Annotated in this window: 16 protein-coding genes; 6 read left to right on the forward strand and 10 right to left on the reverse strand. The window is 71.4% G+C overall.

The genetic code is table 11. From position 1 onward, the window contains the following. The first annotated feature begins 124 nt into the window (after positions 1–124). On the forward strand, positions 125–709 hold the full coding sequence (locus tag O7624_RS23755) for a hypothetical protein (RefSeq protein WP_282237322.1): 585 nt from the start codon (positions 125–127) through the stop codon (positions 707–709). An 84-nt stretch (positions 710–793) separates the two neighbouring features. Here the strand turns inward: O7624_RS23755 and O7624_RS23760 are convergent, their stop codons facing one another. After that, the gene (locus O7624_RS23760; protein WP_282237323.1) at positions 794–1,096 is read right to left on the reverse strand and encodes a hypothetical protein; all 303 of its coding nucleotides are present in this window, start codon (positions 1,094–1,096) and stop codon (positions 794–796) included. Positions 1,097–1,332: 236 nt separating this feature from the next. Between O7624_RS23760 and O7624_RS23765 the strand changes: the two genes are divergently transcribed. Then, positions 1,333–1,818, forward strand: coding sequence for a DinB family protein (locus tag O7624_RS23765; RefSeq protein ID WP_282240737.1), 486 nt, complete (start codon positions 1,333–1,335; stop codon positions 1,816–1,818). A gap of 24 nt (positions 1,819–1,842) precedes the next feature. Here O7624_RS23765 and O7624_RS23770 read toward each other — a convergent pair whose 3' ends face one another. From O7624_RS23770 to O7624_RS23790, 5 genes are all read right to left on the reverse strand, one after another. Next, positions 1,843–2,313, reverse strand: coding sequence for a roadblock/LC7 domain-containing protein (locus tag O7624_RS23770; RefSeq protein WP_282237324.1), 471 nt, complete (start codon positions 2,311–2,313; stop codon positions 1,843–1,845). Continuing rightward, entirely contained in the window at positions 2,310–2,681 is a 372-nt protein-coding gene (locus O7624_RS23775; RefSeq protein ID WP_282237325.1) for a hypothetical protein, read from the reverse strand. Before O7624_RS23775 ends, O7624_RS23770 begins: the two co-directional genes overlap by 4 nt. A 276-nt stretch (positions 2,682–2,957) precedes the next feature. Beyond that, on the reverse strand, positions 2,958–3,764 hold the full coding sequence (locus tag O7624_RS23780) for a nucleotidyltransferase domain-containing protein (RefSeq protein ID WP_282237326.1): 807 nt from the start codon (positions 3,762–3,764) through the stop codon (positions 2,958–2,960). Next, positions 3,745–4,254: an NUDIX domain-containing protein gene (locus tag O7624_RS23785; protein WP_093401271.1), complete on the reverse strand. Its 510-nt coding sequence runs from the start codon at positions 4,252–4,254 to the stop codon at positions 3,745–3,747. Before O7624_RS23785 ends, O7624_RS23780 begins: the two co-directional genes overlap by 20 nt. 190 nt (positions 4,255–4,444) lie before the next feature. Beyond that, positions 4,445–5,605 (reverse strand): hypothetical protein, encoded by a 1,161-nt coding sequence (locus O7624_RS23790; protein WP_282237327.1) that lies wholly within the window; start codon positions 5,603–5,605, stop codon positions 4,445–4,447. An 88-nt stretch (positions 5,606–5,693) separates the two neighbouring features. Between O7624_RS23790 and O7624_RS23795 the strand changes: the two genes are divergently transcribed. Then, a complete protein-coding gene (locus O7624_RS23795; RefSeq protein ID WP_282237328.1) occupies positions 5,694–7,127 on the forward strand; it encodes an RNB domain-containing ribonuclease in 1,434 nt (477 codons plus the stop codon). 138 nt (positions 7,128–7,265) lie between these two features. Next, the gene (npdG, locus tag O7624_RS23800; protein ID WP_282237329.1) at positions 7,266–7,964 is read left to right on the forward strand and encodes an NADPH-dependent F420 reductase; all 699 of its coding nucleotides are present in this window, start codon (positions 7,266–7,268) and stop codon (positions 7,962–7,964) included. 147 nt (positions 7,965–8,111) lie between these two features. Here npdG and O7624_RS23805 read toward each other — a convergent pair whose 3' ends face one another. The 3 genes from O7624_RS23805 to O7624_RS23815 all read right to left on the reverse strand — a co-directional run bounded on the left by O7624_RS23805 (position 8,112) and on the right by O7624_RS23815 (position 11,782). After that, positions 8,112–8,615: a hypothetical protein gene (locus tag O7624_RS23805; RefSeq protein ID WP_282237330.1), complete on the reverse strand. Its 504-nt coding sequence runs from the start codon at positions 8,613–8,615 to the stop codon at positions 8,112–8,114. Positions 8,616–9,034: 419 nt separating this feature from the next. After that, positions 9,035–9,880, reverse strand: a complete 846-nt coding sequence (gene panB, locus O7624_RS23810) for a 3-methyl-2-oxobutanoate hydroxymethyltransferase (protein ID WP_282237331.1) — start codon at positions 9,878–9,880, stop codon at positions 9,035–9,037. Positions 9,881–10,021: 141 nt separating this feature from the next. Then, positions 10,022–11,782: an NAD+ synthase gene (locus O7624_RS23815; protein ID WP_282237332.1), complete on the reverse strand. Its 1,761-nt coding sequence runs from the start codon at positions 11,780–11,782 to the stop codon at positions 10,022–10,024. Between the two features lie 203 nt (positions 11,783–11,985). On the opposite strand from O7624_RS23815, the gene glnA reads away from it, so the two are divergent. Both glnA and O7624_RS23825 read left to right on the forward strand, forming a co-directional pair. Further along, positions 11,986–13,335, forward strand: a complete 1,350-nt coding sequence (glnA, locus tag O7624_RS23820; protein WP_093401577.1) for a type I glutamate--ammonia ligase — start codon at positions 11,986–11,988, stop codon at positions 13,333–13,335. Positions 13,336–13,494: 159 nt separating this feature from the next. Next, positions 13,495–13,920, forward strand: coding sequence for a DUF350 domain-containing protein (locus tag O7624_RS23825; RefSeq protein WP_093401266.1), 426 nt, complete (start codon positions 13,495–13,497; stop codon positions 13,918–13,920). Between the two features lie 243 nt (positions 13,921–14,163). Here O7624_RS23825 and O7624_RS23830 read toward each other — a convergent pair whose 3' ends face one another. Continuing rightward, on the reverse strand, positions 14,164–14,715 hold the full coding sequence (locus tag O7624_RS23830) for a hypothetical protein (protein WP_282237333.1): 552 nt from the start codon (positions 14,713–14,715) through the stop codon (positions 14,164–14,166). Between the last annotated feature and the right edge of the window lie 6 nt (positions 14,716–14,721).

Raw genomic sequence — 14,721 nt, forward strand, 5'->3', positions numbered from 1 at the left:
CACCAGGTCGCAGTCTTGATCGAGGCGGCGACCTGGTTCTGTGTTCGGTCATCGATTGGCATTGCGCTCCGCAGGGGGTGTACGACCAGCGACGCGCTGCCAGGGAACGCCCTAGGCTGACATCATGTCGGCGGAGCGGGAAGTGATCGACCTGGATGAGCACGACCGGCAGTCGAAGACGACGGGCAGCGTAATTTCCGACGGCCTCCTGACCAGACGGAAGATGAGTGTCGGGCTCGCCGCTGCCTTCGTGGTCGGCGGGGTGCTTGGTGGCTTGGGTGTGAGCGAGCTGCGGGACTCGCGGGAGGAACGGGAGCGACGCGCTTCGGTCGCGCTCGTGGCGGTCCCCGTGTCGATCACTGGCGAGGGTTCGGACGTCTCGGGTGTTCTTCAGATGGATGGGCAGCTGGCGGTGACCAACGCTGGGCAGGCGCCGATCACTGTTCGTACGGCGGCCGGGCAGGGACCGGGTGCCCAGGTCCGTGACACCGGCGAGTCTCAGGTGCTGGGCCCGGGTGATACCGGCCTGATCGATGTCGAACTGCGCTTCGAATGCGCGATCGCGTTCGAAAGCAGCATCCTGCCGATGCGATTCTCGGTCGAGACCGATGATCGCCAGGTCAGAGAGATCGACTATCCCGTGGCCCTGGTGGGCAGTGTCTGGCACGCCAGGGCTGAGCAGCCGTGCGCGCGCACATCCGTGGGCTGAAGAGGGCGCGGCTGATCCGTAACGGCATCCCGCGACCCGGAGCCAACCGGGACGCTGCGGGCGGTGGGACCGGTGCCGGGCAACTCACGTGCCGGGTGGAAACCATTGTCGAGACGATGTGGGCAGCAGCAGCAAGCCGACAACGGCAGCGAAGGCCAGCATCCGCAACACCGACAGTGGGTGGATTTCGGGGAGTTCCACAAGGCCGTACGCGATATTGAAGGCGGCGAAGCCGGCTGTCAGGATCTGGGCACGCCCGACCTGGCGCCACAAGCCGTACGCGAAGGCCAAGGAGAGAAGGATCAGCCCCACGGCGAAGATGGTCGTCCTCGGCTCGGTGGCCCCGGGCGCGGTGCTCGTCTTGACCTGGGCGGCCTGGATTGCCATGCCCAGCAGAAAGTGATCGCGGCGGCGACGACCGGGACGGGAGCCCGCCGTCGATCCTGATCGATCATCGGCACATGGTAGGTGTGGTCTGCTCGGGTCGACCAGATGTGCTCGACGGATCGAGCGGCGCAGGCGACGGACGGGGCGCCGGTGGCGGGTCGCGGGGGCAGCGGGGACGGGTGGGCTGCCACTAGGGTCCGGGTATGGAGGCTCCGCCCGACCACGTGCTCACGGCGATGATGGCGAGCACCGGCGACGAACGCGTCGTGCTCGATGCGTTTCTCGATTTTCATCGCGCGGTGGTGCTGGGGAAGCTGCGGGGCATCTCCGACGCTGAGGCGGCCCGGCGACTGGTGCCGTCGGCGACCACCCTCGCCGGCCTGGTGAAGCACCTGACGCTTGTGGAGCGGAACTGGTTCCGCTGTCTGCTCGCGCCCGGCCCGGGGGACGTCTATCTCACCTCCGAGGAGGACGCGACGGCCAGCTTCGCGTTGGCCGAGGGTGACACCGTCGAGCGGTTGTCGGCGGCGTACGAGGCGGAGTGTGCCAGGTCGCGGGAGGTGGCGGCCCGCTTCGACCTCGACCATGTGGTGCCCCACCCGCAGCTCGGGGAGGTTTCGTTGCGCTGGATCATGGTGCACCTGATCGAGGAGACGGCCCGGCACGCCGGCCACGCCGACATTCTCCGCGAACTGACCGACGGCTCGACGGGCGCCACCTGACCGACGTTCACCGCGGCTCGCGGATCAGGCGGGTTCGAGGAGTTTGGCGAGACGTTCGGCCACCGGTGGGGCGTGCAGGTGCAGGCGAGCCACGTTTATCGCGTCGGCACCGACCACCGAGAGCAGCGCGTGTGAGCCGACGGCGTACACGGAGAAGTAGCCGGCCTGGTTGCGGACGGTGGACTGGCGGAATTCGCCCTGGCCGAGGCGGAGGCTGACCTGCCGGCCGAGGCCGAAGGTCGCCGCCGCCATCGCGGCCAGGTCGTCCGGGTCCAGAGTGTCGGGCACGTCGTGCGCGATGAGCAGGCCGTCGACTCCGCCGAGGACACTTCCCTGCACCCCGGGGATCTGGAGGCGCAGCTCGTGCAGTTCGGTGCCGATCGCCGGGTACGGCAACGACGGGTCACCGGCCAGCGACGGTGGAAGCCGCACCGGTGGCGGAAGGTCCGGCTGCTTGGCGGTACGACGGGGGAGGAGGGTGTCGCCGCTGCTCACAGTTCCAGCTGCTCCTCGATGGTGCGCAGCTGGTGCCGGGCGAGCGCCAGGTTGGACCGGGCCTTGCTGAGCATCAGGTAGAGGAACAACCCCTTGCCGTTGGGGCCGTTCAGCGGCCGGATGATGTGGTACTGGCCGCCGAGGGTGATGAGCATGTCCTCGATGTCGTCGTTGAGCTTGAGCATCTCGATGGTGCGCATCTTGGCGCGTACCACGTCGGTGTTGCCAGCGGCGGCGACGGTGAGGTCGATCTCCGGAGTACCACCGGCGACGCCGAGGGTCATCCCGCTGGTGTAGTCGACGAGCGCGGCGCCGATGGCCCCGTCGATCGTCATGGCGTCCTTCAGGGCGGTGTCGAGGTTTGCCACGTGCCTCTCCAGGTTCTGCTGACAAGCTGTAGGTGCGCACCGGTACGCGGTCGTGCCGGGGTGAACAAATCTCGGATGAGACTGGCACATGCCACCTCCCATCCGCATCTTGTGCAGCGCGAACGGGCTGAGCGGGCCACGTTGGGTGACCACCGGGACGGCCGAGAATCGCCGCAGCGGCTGATGCCACACGAACGAATTCGTCTGCTACCTGCGGGGATGCTTCCCGATCCAGTTGAGGAGCCGGGCCGCGCACTGCACGAGACGACGGTCCGTTCAGGCGGGTGCGTCGGCGAGGTCGGCGAGCACACGTCGCTGGAAGGCGCGAGCGGCCGCCCCGGTCGGTGGCGGACCGCCGTCGCGAGCGGCGATCGACCGCTCGACCAGTTCGGTGGTGTCGGCGTCGACAAGCGGTCCGGCCTCGTCCAACAGCCGCCGGCCGGCAGCCACCTTGGGCAGCCACATCCCGGTGCGCAGGCGTACCCAGGAACGGCAGGCGCCGAGCACGGCGTCCTCCGCTCCGGGGGCGGGCACCTCCTCGGCGGGCACCGATCGCGCCAACCACCAGCGCAGCGCGTCCAGGACCAGTCGACGCAGATCGTCGGGGGCCAGATCGGCGAAGGCATCGGCGGCGGGCGGACCGAGCAGCGCCCGCCCGCTCTGGTGCAGGATGCTGCGGTCCAGGCCGTACCAGAAAAGGCCGTCCGCGCTCGGGCGCTGCGCCGGGCCGTACGACACCCGGAAGTCCATCCGGGCGCCGGTGTTCAGCTCGACCTCGAAATCCGGCTCCGGTGTGCCGGACCGCGCCACCTTCTGCTGGTACACGACAAGTTCCAGGCCGCGCGCCGGGCAGGGCAGCGCCTCGTGCCGCAGCCGGGCCACCAACTCCCCGGCGACCCCGTGGTCGAGCGGTCCGGCGCAGATCAGCGCCACGTCCACGTCGCTGCGTCCGGGTTGGTACGCGGCCAGACCCACCGAGCCCGCCGCGTACGCCCCGCCCAACTCGGCACCGAGCACCTCGCCGGCGACCGCGACCAGGTCGGTCAGGTACCGCCGCAGCGGTTCAGGAGTACTCCAGCTCACCGGGCTCGCCCCACTGCGTTCCGGCGGGCAGGAAGAAGGCGGAGGTCTCCCCGCCGAGGGCGTGCCGGATGACCAGCCGCGCGTGCTCGTCGAGGTCGGGCAGCCGTCCCGGCGGGAACCACCGCACGTCCAGCGACTCGTCGTCGTTGACGCGTGCCTCGCCGCCCAGGAACCGGCAGTGGAAACCGAGATTCAGGTACTCGCAACGGTCGCCGTTGGGGTACGTGTGCGGGTGCGACACGGCACTGCTCAGTCGCAGCGGTTCGACCGCCAGGCCGGTCTCCTCCAGCACCTCGCGCACGACCGCGGTGGCGGGCTGCTCACCCGGCTCGACGAAGCCGCTCACCACCGACCAGCGACCGTCGTCGGCCCGTTGGGCGAGCAGTAGCTCACTCGCGTCGTTGCGGACGATCGCGCTTACGCTGGGTAGCCAGAGTAGGTCGTGGCCGACGTGCTTGCGCATCCGCAGGATGTAGTCCGGTACGCCCATCCGGTGACCTTAGCCAATCCGCGGATCCACCTCCGCACCCGGGCTGGCGGCGACGATTTTCGCAGTTCAGGCCCGCAGGCCAGGGAGCACGTCTACTGTGGAAGGGCCCGGTGACTTGCTGTGTTCCGGTGGCGGTCGGTCGTTTCCCGGTGCACAGTGATGCCATGAGCGACAGCGGACGCGGACGTTACTACTGGTGTACGCGACACCACCGGGTCGAGTCCGGTGCCGACGTGTGCCCCGCGCGGCACGTTCTCGGCCCGTACGACTCGGCCGCCGACGCGGAGAACGCCCTGCAACAGGTGCGGGAACGCAACGAGGCGTGGGAGGCCGAGGATGCTCGCTGGACCGGGGAGGACAGGTAGACGGCGCGGGACGCCTCCCGCGCCGAGGCTCTGCGTGCGTCGCGAGGGCGGCAGCACGTCCCCATGAAGGGAACCGAGATGGCCGAAGCGCAACAGGCCACCCGCCCGGCCGCGAAGCGTACGCCCGCGAGGAAGACCGCCGCGACGGAACGCACCGCGGGCCTCGCCCGTACCCCGTCGACCCGCCGCGCGTCCGGCACCGCGCCGGCTGCCCGTAAGGCGACCGGCGGCGCAGCGCCTGCCGGCAGGTCGGCCACGCTGGCGCGGAAGACCGCCGCAGCCAAGAAGGCGGCCCCCGCGAAGAAGACGGTGTCGGCGAAGGCCGCGCCGAGCAAGGCACCCGCCGCGAGGACCAGCTCGGCGTCGGCGCGGACGGCCACCGGCCCGCGCACGACCACATCCGCGGCGAAGCGGGCGGCCGCGAAGAAGGCGACCTCCACACGGAGCACGGCGGCCAAGGCACCCGCGAAGAAGGCGGCCCCGGCCCGCAAGACGGCACCCGCGAAGAAGGCCACGTCCGCGCGGGCCACGGCGACGAAGGCGCCCGCGAAGAAGGCCACCTCCGCGCGGAAAGCGGCCCCGACGCGCAAGACCGCGCCCGCGAAGAAAGCGACCTCCGCGCGGAAGGCGGCCCCGGCCCGCAAGACCGCGCCCGCGAAGAAGGCGACGGGTACGCGGAGCACGTCGGCCGCGCGCAAGGCACCGGCGAAGACCGCGACGTCGACGGTGAAGAAGGCGGCAGCGCGGAAGACGGCGGCGAAGGCTCCGGCGAGAAAGACCGCGGCGAAGAAGGCACCCGCGAAGACGGTGGCCGCCAAGAAGGCACCGGCTCGGAAGAGTACGACGGTGGCCACCCGGACAGCGGCGAAGAAGACGTCCGCGTCGAGGGCTCCCGCGTCGACGTCGGCAGCGAAGAAGGCCCCTGCGAAGACCGCCGCCGCCCGGAGCACCGGGCGTGCCGCGTCCGGCGGGCGGACCGGCGCCACGCGCAGGACGGCCCGCTGACCCGGCGTACGCTGACGACCCGTCGCTCGGCGGAGGGCGCGGTGCGTCCGGCGCTGTCAGGATGGGCGCATGGTCATCCGACGTGTGCTGGCACCGCGCATCGACTTCGGGGCGCTGCGCCGAGAACTGGGTCTGCCCGAGACCTACCCGGAGGCGGCGCAGCGGGAGGCCGACGAGGCAGCCGCCGCACCGCCCCGGCCGGCCGTCGACTGCACGGACGTCCCGCTGGTCACGATCGACCCGCCCGGCTCGCGGGATCTTAACCAGGCGATGCACCTCAGCCGCCGCGCCGACGGCGGCTACCGGGTGCGGTACGCGATAGCCGACGTCGCCGCCCATGTGCGTCCAGGCAGTGTGCTGGAGGACGAGACCTGGCGTCGAGGGCAGACGGTCTACCTTCCCGACGGCAACGTGCCGCTGCACCCGTACTCGCTCGGCGAAGGCGCGGCAAGCCTGCTGCCGGACGTCGACCGGGCAGCCGTGCTGTGGACCATCGACCTGGACGCCGACGGTGACACCAGCGCGGTGGTGGTGCAGCGCGCCCTGGTCCGCAGCCGGGCCCAGTTGGCGTACCCGCAGGTGCAGGCCGACGCCGACGCGGGTCGGCTCCCCGCACCGATCGCCCTGCTGCCCGAGATCGGTGCGCTGCTCACCGCCCGAGGACTGCGCCGGGGCGCGGTCAACCTGCCGATTCCCGAACAGGACGTGGAGGCCGACGGCGACGGTTGGCGACTCGTGCTGCGGGCGCCGGTACCGATGGAGGAGCACAACGCGCAGATCTCCCTGCTCACCGGGATGGCCGCCGCCGACCTGATGCTGGCTGGTGGGATCGGCCTGCTGCGGACGATGCCCGCGCCGAAGCCCGAGGCGGTGCAGCGGCTGCGGGCCGCCGCCGCCCCGCTGGGCGTGCACTGGCCGGACGACGTCGGCGTGGGTGAACTGCTGCTCCGGTTGGACCCGGCCCAGCCTCGGGCCGCCGCGTTCATCGACCAGGCCGCGGAGCTGATGCGTGCGGCCGCGTACACCCCGTTCGACGGCGAGCCGCCCGAGCAGCCGGCGCACGGCGGGGTCGCGGCCGCGTACGCCCATGTCACGGCGCCGCTGCGACGACTCGCCGATCGGTACGCCACGGAGATCTGCCTGGCGCTGCACGACGGCCGTGAGGTACCCGACTGGGCCCGCGCGGCGCTGCCCCGGCTGCCGTCGGTGATGGCGGCCACGGACCGCACCGCGTCCGCGGCGAGCCGAGGCGCGATCGACCTGGCCGAGGCGGTGCTGCTGGCCAACCGGGTCGGCGAGACCTTCGACGCCGCCGTGCTCGACGTCGACGCGCCGGCCAACGGCAAGGCCCGTGAGGGCCGCCCACCCGGCGGGACGGTAGCCCTCGACGACCCGCCGGTACGCGCCCGCTGTCTCGGCGAGCTGCCACTGGGCACCCGGGTCCGGGTCCGGCTGGTCGCCGCCGATCCGGCCACCCGTTCGGTCGCCTTCGAACTCGCCTGACGGGTCGGCGTCCGACCTGCGGTCGGTGCCGCATGGTCTTTTCGCGGCCGGTCCGGGGGCCGTCGCGCCCGCCGCAGCGGGCATTGTCACAGCGTGGGGCGCTGCTGCCGGGCCAGCTGATTTGCGAGGATGACGACCATGGCATACGACCCGAGCACCCTGCCCGACGTTTCCGGGCTCACCATCGGCATCATCGGTGGCACCGGCGACCAGGGCCGGGGGCTCGCCTACCGGTTCGCCCGGGCGGGCCTGACGGTGCTGATCGGTTCCCGCTCCGCGCAGCGGGCGGCCGAGTCGGCCGCTGAGATCGCCGCGTTGCCCGGCGTGCCGGCCGGTGGCAGCGTCACCGGTGCGGACAACGACGAGGTGGCCCGGTGCAGCGATGTCGTGATAATCGCGGTGCCGTGGGACGGGCACGCCGCCACGGTCGGCGCGCTCGCCGAACCGCTCGCCGGCAAGATCGTCGTGGACTGCGTCAACCCGCTCGGCTTCGACAAGCAGGGCCCGTACGCGCTGCCGGTGCCGGAGGGCAGCGCCGTCCAGCAGGCCGCCGCGCTGCTGCCCGACTCCCGGGTCTGCGCCGCGTTCAACCACGTCAGCGCTCCGCTGCTGGCCGACCCCGAGATCGACCGCATCGAGCTGGACGTGCTGATCTGCACCGAGGAGCGGGAACTGGTCGGCATCGTCGGCGCGCTCGCCGCCCACATCCCCGGCATGCGCGGCATCTACGCCGGACGGCTGCGCAACGCGCACCAGATCGAGGCGTTCACCGCCAACCTGATCGCCATCAACAAGCGCTACAAGGCGCACGCGGGCGTCCGCGTCACCGATCTCTGAACCCGTTTGCGGTCAACCGGGTCCTGGCCGCCCACCGCGCAGGTCACCAGGCGCAGCCGGATCCGTGGCAGTGAAGGCGTCAGCCGGTCGGCGTGTCCGCTACCGCAGCTGCCACGGATCCGGATCCTTCGTAAGGGCGTCCGGCGGTCAGAAGTTGACGCTGACGCCGGCCGACTTGCAGGCCGTGCTGAGGGCGGTGCCGGCCTTCTCGAAGCCCGGGTTGTCCGCAGCCGTCGCCGGGTCCGTGGCGTTGGCGGCCTTGCCGGCCTCCGCGCCGAACTCCTCCAACGCGGCAACCACCTTGCTGTCGGTGGCGCCGGTGCCGGCCACCCGCGTCACCTCGTTCTGCAACCCGGACAGGATCTTCTGGAACAGCGCCGGCGACGGCTCGCTACCGGAACTCACCGCGGCGACGAGATCCTCCTTCATCTTGTCGCTGGCCTGCTTCGCCGACTCACAGAGCTGTTTGTCGCTCACCACGTCCGCCGCGTCGGCGGTCGGCGGCGCCGGGGCGGAGGTGGCGGTGGCGGACGGCACGGTGGCCGACGACGAGGCTCCGCCCGTCGGGGCCGCCTCCTCGCCACCGCAGGCGGCCAACGCCAGCAGTGAGGCGCAGGCCAGGACAGAGACATAAGCACGAACTCGATTCACGAGCGTGAACCGTAGCGGCTTTCGATGGATTTCGCTGGCCCTACCCGGCGTCCAGACGCGGCACCCACCAATCGCCGAGAATCCGGCCGAGTACCAGCAACTGCTACGGCCATCCGTTGCGATACGCCGTCGCCTATGCATGCTCTGCTGTGACGCTTGTCGATGACCGGCAGCCGACGGACGATCCGGCCGCGCCGATGGGGTGCGGGTCGGTGGAAGGCAGCGGTCGGGCCGGGCGTGGCAGGGCGGTGGCAGCTCTGGCCGCTACCGGTGGGCGGCGGCCAGAGCTGCCACGTTCGTCGCCCCGGCCGGCCCCGCATCGTCGCCCGGCGACTCCGACCATCAACTCACCCGGCGACCCCGACCGTCGTCCGAGTGAGTTGATGGTCGTGGCCGGGTCTGCCACAGCCCAACGGAGGTCAGAAGGTGTGTTCGGCGGCGGGGAACTGGCCGGAGCGGACCTCGTCGGCGAAGCGGCGGGTGGCCTCGTCGAGCGTGTCGGCCAGGGCGGCGTAGCGCTTCACGAAGCGTGGCGCCTTGCCGGTACGCAGGCCGGCCATGTCCTGCCAGACGAGCACCTGGGCGTCGGTGTCCGGGCCGGCGCCGATGCCCACCGTCGGGATCGGCAGCTCGGCGGTGACCCGCTTGGCGACGTCGCCGGGCACCATTTCGAGCACCACCGCGAAGGCGCCCGCCGCAGCTACCGCCCGCGCGTCGGCCAGCACCTCGTCGGCGGTCTCGCCGCGGCCCTGCACCCGGTACCCGCCGATGGTGTGCTCACGCTGCGGGGTGAAGCCGATGTGCGCCATCACCGGAATGCCGGCCCCGACGATCGCCTCGATCTGCGCGGCGCAGCGCCGGCCGCCCTCCAGTTTCACCGCGTGGCAACCGCCCTCCTTCATGAACCGGACGGCCGTCCGCAGCGCCTGGGTCGGGCCCTCCTCGTACGAGCCGAAGGGCAGATCACCGACGACCAGGGTCTGCCGGGTGGCCCGGACAACCGCCCTTACCAGCGGCAGCAGCTCCTCGGCGGTCACCGGCAGGGTCGTCTCGTAGCCGAACACGTTGTTCGCCGCCGAGTCGCCCACCAGCAGCACCGGGATGCCGGCGGCATCGAAGATCGAGGCCGTGTACTGGTCGTACGAGGTGAGCATGGACCATTTCTCGCCGCGCTCCTTGGCGGCGAGCAGGTCGCGGGTACGGACGCGACGGGTGGCCGGGCCGCCGTAGAGAGCGGTCACCTCGGCCGGAGTGGACTCCACCACGATGTTCTCCTTCCTCGAGGCCGCGTACGCGGTCCCCGGGTTCTGCCGCGATCGTCCCACCGTGCGGGCGGTCGGCGGCAGGGCGCAGTGGAGGATGTCACTCCGGCCCGACGTCACGAGCCAGCCGCTCGTGACGCCCGGTCAGCCGTCCTCCCGCCACCGGTTGGTGATCGGCAGCCGCCGGTCCCGCCCGAACGCCTTCATCGAGATCTTCGTACCCGGCGCGGACTGGCGGCGCTTGTACTCGGCGGTATCCACCAACCGCAGCACCTTGTCCACCACGGCCGGATCGTGGCCGTCGGCGATCAGCCCCTCCCGGCCGAGGTCACCGTCGATGTAGCCGATCAGGATCGGGTCGAGCACGTCGTAGTCAGGCAGCGAGTCGCTGTCGAGCTGGCCCGGGCTCAGCTCGGCGCTCGGCGGCTTGCCGATCGAGTTCTCCGGGATCGGTGGCGTCAGGCCCAGCCGGGTCGCCTCCGTGTTGCGCCACTTGGCCAGCCGCCAGACCAAGGTCTTCCACACGTCCTTGATCGGGTTGAAGCCACCGACCGAGTCGCCGTACAGGGTCGAGTAGCCGACCGCCAGCTCGCTCTTGTTGCCGGTGGTAAGCACCAGGTGGCCCTCCTGGTTCGACAACGCCATCAGGATGACGCCGCGTACCCGCGCCTGGAGGTTCTCCACCGCGACCCCGGACAGCGACATGTTCGCCAGGAAGGTGTCCACCATCGGCTGGATCGGCTCCACCCGGTAGTCCAGGCCGGTCCGCTTGGCCAGGTCGGCCGCGTCGGAGCGGCTGTGCTCCGAGGAGTGCTGGCTGGGCAGGGAGACACCGACCACCCGGTCGCCGCCGAGGGCGTCCACCGCGATGGCCGCCACCACCGCCGAGTCGATGCCGCCGGAGAGCCCGAGCACCACCGAGGGGAAGCGGTTCTTCTCGACGTAGTCCCGCAGGCCGAGCACCAGCGCCTGCCACACCTCGGCCTCGTCGGCCACCGGTTCGATGAGGCCGCCGGTGGCCGCCGGGCCCGTCGGCGAGGGCGGGATCCCTTCGACGGTACGACGCACCACCCGCAGCCCTTCGGCCACCTGCTCGCCGTCGGCGCCCGCATCGCCGGCCGCCGGTAGGTCGACGTCGTGCACGAGCAGGTGGGTGACGAACTGCGGTGCCCGGGTCAGCACCGTGCCGTCCGCCGCGACGATCATCGAGTCGCCCTCGAAGACCAATTCGTCCTGACCACCGATCATGTTGACGTACGCGATGGTGGCCCCGGCCTCGGCGGCCCGCCGCCGGACCAGCGGCAGCCGCAGGTCGTCCTTGTTCAGCTCGTACGGTGAGCCGTTGATGTTGACCACCAGGCCCACCCCGGCCCGGCGGGCGGCGGCGAACGGCCCGCCGGCCTGCCACAGGTCCTCGCAGATGGTCAGCGCCACGTTCACCCCACCGAGCCGGACCACGGTGAGCATGTCGCCGGGCACGAAGTAGCGGTCCTCGTCGAAGACGCCGTAGTTGGGCAGGTGGTGCTTGAAGTAGGTGGCGACCACCTCGCCGCGGTGCAGCAGCGCGGCGGCGTTGCGCGCTCCCCGGCCCGGCTCGGCGTCCGCGCTGACCTGCGGCGGACCGTCCGCGTCCAGATAACCCACCACGACCGGCAGGTCGCCCAGGCCGTCGGCGGCCAGATCGGCGGCGAGCCGGCCCAGCGCCGCCTGGGAGGCGGCCACGAAGGACCGCCGGAAGACCAGGTCCTCCACCGGGTAGCCGGTCAGCATCATCTCCGGAAACAGGACCAGTTGGGCACCGGAGGCGGCGGCCCGGCGGGTCCAGGCGCGGACGAGACCGGCGTTGCCGGTGAGGTCACCGACACTGGGGTTGACCTGGCACAGGGCGAGACGCAGGGTGGGCATGTCCTCATCTTGCCCCAGCGCCATGGGCTCGACACGTCGGCGTGGGGCAGTACGACCGGGCCGGACCGCCGGTCGGGACGGGACGGGACGCAACGGCCGCGGTTCGGTTAACGTCTGCGTAATCGGGTCGGTGGAGACTGGTCGGTCAGGTCGGGCAGAGTCCGACCCAAGGCGGACATAGCGTGTCGCGGAAGGTTGGGGAAGTGGACCGTCAGCAGGAGTTCGTCCTCCGTACGCTGGAAGAGCGGGACATCCGTTTCGTCCGGCTGTGGTTCACCGACGTGCTCGGCACGCTCAAGAGCGTGTCGGTCGCCCCCGCCGAACTGGAGGCCGCCTTCGAGGAGGGCATCGGGTTCGACGGCTCGGCCATCGAGGGATTCGCCCGGGTCTTCGAGTCGGACATGGTCGCCATGCCGGACCCGACCACCTTCCAGGTCTTCCCGTTCGAGGGCGGGGTCAGCGGCGAGAGCGCCCGGATGTTCTGCGACATCCTGCTGCCCGACGGCGGCCCGTCCTGGGCCGACCCCCGCCACGTGCTGCGTCGGGCGTTGTCCCGGGCGGCGGAGAAGGGCTTCACCTTCTACACCCACCCCGAGATCGAGTTCTTCCTGCTGGAGAACGGGCCGATGGACGGCACCGTGCCGGTGCCGGTGGACACCGGCGGGTACTTCGAGCACACCACCCACGCCGTGGCGCGGGACTTCCGCCGTCAGGCGGTGCTGTCGCTGGAGCGGATCGGCATCTCGGTGGAGTTCAGCCACCACGAGGTCGCCCCCGGCCAGCAGGAGATCGACCTGCGCTACGCCGACGCGCTGACCACCGCCGACAACATCATGACGTTCCGGCACGTGGTCAAGGAGGTGGCGCTCTCCACAGGCGTGCAGGCCACCTTCATGCCCAAGCCGTTCACCGACCAGCCGGGCAGCGGGATGCACACGCACCTGTCGCTGTTCGAGGGGGAACGCAACGCGTTCCACGACGCCAGCGACCCGATGAAGCTTTCCAAGGTGGCCCGGGCGTTCATCGCCGGGCTGCTGGCCCACGCCCGGGAGTACACCGCGGTCACCAACCAGTGGGTGAACTCGTACAAGCGGCTGTTCCCGCAGGCGCTGCCGGACCGGGTCACCGAGAGCCCCGCGTACGTCTGCTGGGGGCACCTGAACCGTTCCGCGCTGGTCCGGGTGCCGGCGTACGGCAAGCCCAACTCGGCCCGGGTGGAGATCCGCTCGCCCGACTCGGCCGCCAATCCGTACCTCGCCTTCGCGGTGCTGCTCGGCGCCGGGATGAAGGGCATCGAGGAGGGGTACGAGCTGCCGCCGGGCGCCGAGGACGACGTGTGGGCGCTGACCAGCGCCGAGCGGCGGGCGATGGGGTACGAACCGCTGCCGGAGAACCTGTCCGAGGCGATCGACGTGATGGCGGGTTCGGAACTTGTCGCCGAGGTGCTCGGCGAGCACGTCTTCGACTTCTTCCTGCGCAACAAGCGGGCCGAGTGGGAGCAGTACCGCCGCGAGGTCACTCCGTACGAGCGCCAGCACTACCTGTCGCTGTAGCCGCCGTTGCGGCGGGCCGCCTGTCGTTGTAGTTGCTGCTCCGGACGGGCCCGTCGGCACGGGCCCGCCTCCGGGCTGTCGAGCGTTGCCCGGTGCCGCTATCGTCTCGATCACCGTGCCGGCGGCATTCGTCGGCCGGAGACTCGTGGGAGGCAGTCGGTGCTGGAGGATCTGCTCAGCGGAGCCTGGCAGAGCGTGGTGTTCGGGGTCGTCGGAGTTGGCCTGATGGCCGCCGGCTTCGTCCTGGTCGATCTGCTCACCCCGGGCAAACTGCGGGACCTGATCTGGGTACGTCGCAACGCCAACGCCGGACTGCTGCTCGCCGCGAACCAGCTCGGCGTCGCCGGCATCGTCTTCACCGCGATCCTGACCAGCTACAGCGACTTCGCCAAGGGGCTGGCCTCGACGGTGATCTTCGGGCTGATCGGTCTCGGCATCATGGCGCTGGCCTTCTTCGTGCTGGACCTGATCACGCCGGGCAAGCTCGGCGAGGTGGTCTGTTCCGACGAGCCGCACCCGGTGGCCCGGGTCAGCGCCGCCAGCCACTTCGGCGCCGCGCTGATCGTCTGCGCCTGCATCGCCTGACCGCAGCCCGCACCGGACCCGCCGCCGGTCGGTCTGTCGGTGCCGGTCGCGGGTTGCGGCATTTCGGGGCTTCCCGGGGCTCGGAAGCCGCGACTCGCCGCATGTCGTGAGTCGGGCAGCGAGGCGGGCAGCGAGGCGGGCGTGACGGGGAAGCGCCGGACGCATCCGGTGGGCGGCCCCGCAGGAGTGGAGCGGGGCCGCCTCTGACCTGGTGCGGTAGCTCAGCCGCTGCCGGCCGCGGTGTCACTTGCCGGCGGACTCGCCCTCGCCGCCCCGCGCGCCCGGGCCACCCCAGCCGCCGAAGACGCCGGCCTCGACGGCGGCGGTGATCGCGTCGGCCTGCTCCTGGGTCAGCTTGCCGTCCTCCACCGCCTGCGCGAGCCGTTCGGTCAGTGCCTCCTTGCGCTCCTCGGCCGACGGCGGCGTCCGCCGCTCGCCCTTACGGCCCTCGGCGGCACCGTCGCCGCCCATCCGTCCCTCACCACGCCCCGGGAATCCCCGGTGGCCCTCGCGGTCCGTCCGGCTCTCCGGCTGGTGCTGCTCGCGGAGCTTCTCCAGCGCCTCGGTCACCTTCTCGGTGGGCACGCCCAGCTCCTCGGCCAGCGCCTCGGCGAACTGCGCGTGCCGTGCGGCCCGCTGTTCCTGCCGGTCGCCCTGCGGCTCGCTGCTCGCGCTGGCGCTCGGGGTGGCCTTGTCGTCGGCGAGCGCCACGGTGGGAGCGGCGATCCCCACGCCGAGCACGCCTGCCGCGGCCAGGCCGGCCAGCAGGTGCTTCTTCGAAATCGTGCGGGACATCGTTCC

Source organism: Verrucosispora sp. WMMD1129 (assembly GCF_029581255.1).
In the GTDB taxonomy this organism is placed as follows: Bacteria; Actinomycetota; Actinomycetes; order Mycobacteriales; family Micromonosporaceae; genus Micromonospora; species Micromonospora sediminimaris.

Bases quoted from the DNA above. Each gene is read 5' to 3' on its own strand.
- O7624_RS23815 (WP_282237332.1), bottom strand. From the start codon at position 11,782: ATGCCCACCCTGCGTCTCGCCCTGTGCCAGGTCAACCCCAGTGTCGGT.
- O7624_RS23830 (WP_282237333.1), bottom strand. From the start codon at position 14,715: ATGTCCCGCACGATTTCGAAGAAGCACCTGCTGGCCGGCCTGGCCGCG.
- O7624_RS23755 (WP_282237322.1), top strand. From the start codon at position 125: ATGTCGGCGGAGCGGGAAGTGATCGACCTGGATGAGCACGACCGGCAG.
- O7624_RS23795 (WP_282237328.1), top strand. From the start codon at position 5,694: ATGGTCATCCGACGTGTGCTGGCACCGCGCATCGACTTCGGGGCGCTG.
- O7624_RS23785 (WP_093401271.1), bottom strand. From the start codon at position 4,254: ATGGGCGTACCGGACTACATCCTGCGGATGCGCAAGCACGTCGGCCAC.
- npdG (WP_282237329.1), top strand. From the start codon at position 7,266: ATGGCATACGACCCGAGCACCCTGCCCGACGTTTCCGGGCTCACCATC.
- O7624_RS23765 (WP_282240737.1), top strand. From the start codon at position 1,333: ATGATGGCGAGCACCGGCGACGAACGCGTCGTGCTCGATGCGTTTCTC.
- O7624_RS23760 (WP_282237323.1), bottom strand. From the start codon at position 1,096: ATGGCAATCCAGGCCGCCCAGGTCAAGACGAGCACCGCGCCCGGGGCC.